The sequence below is a fragment of the Paludifilum halophilum genome (assembly GCF_002245355.1).
GTDB lineage: Bacteria > Bacillota > Bacilli > Thermoactinomycetales > DSM-45169 > Paludifilum > Paludifilum halophilum.
Genome location: NZ_NOWF01000047.1, coordinates 1 through 598, shown reverse-complemented (window position 1 = coordinate 598; position 598 = coordinate 1). Strand labels below are relative to the sequence as shown.

The 598-nt window shown below is 41.5% G+C and carries 1 protein-coding gene; it reads right to left on the bottom strand.

Translation table 11 applies throughout. The features are described from left to right. Window positions 1–507 (bottom strand): RNA-dependent RNA polymerase family protein (locus CHM34_RS18365; RefSeq protein ID WP_141201780.1); only part of this gene is annotated, 507 nt, incomplete at its 3' end. Window positions 508–598 lie beyond the last annotated feature (91 nt).

The window sequence follows — 598 nt, the reverse complement described above, 5'->3', positions numbered from 1 at the left end:
GTCCATAAGATCATCCATCCTTGGCAAAGGAAATTGGTACTTGATGGTTATCCTATTTATAGCTCGAGAATCTGTACACATCCTCCACTCTCCATCCTTCTTTGGTGCAAGTACTACAGGTACTGCACATGGACTCAGGCTCTCTTGAATCAAGCCCTTCCTCAATAGCTCCTGAACCTGTCTATTTAGCTCCTCTTTTTTAGTAGGAGTCATCCTATGAGCAGCCTTGTTAGGAAAACTAGCTCCTGGAATCAGATCTATCTGATGATTGATTTGCCTTACTGGTGGCAATCCATCTGAAACATTATCAGAGATAATATCTCCAAACTCCCCTAGTAAATCTGAAACTTCTAGTGGCATTTCACTACTACCTTCTTTATCTTTCCTAGGAATCAAAGCATAGCACATATGCTGATGTTTCATGCCATCTGAAAACTTTCTTCCATCAACAAGACAAATCCTAGCACTGCTACATACCTTTTCACCTTCCTTTTTCATGGGATTCAATTTGTGGCGAACTCCATCCTTTGTCAGAGAGTATGTGTTTGCATGTCCATCATGCACTGCATGTCTATCAAACTGGCATGGTCTACCCAAC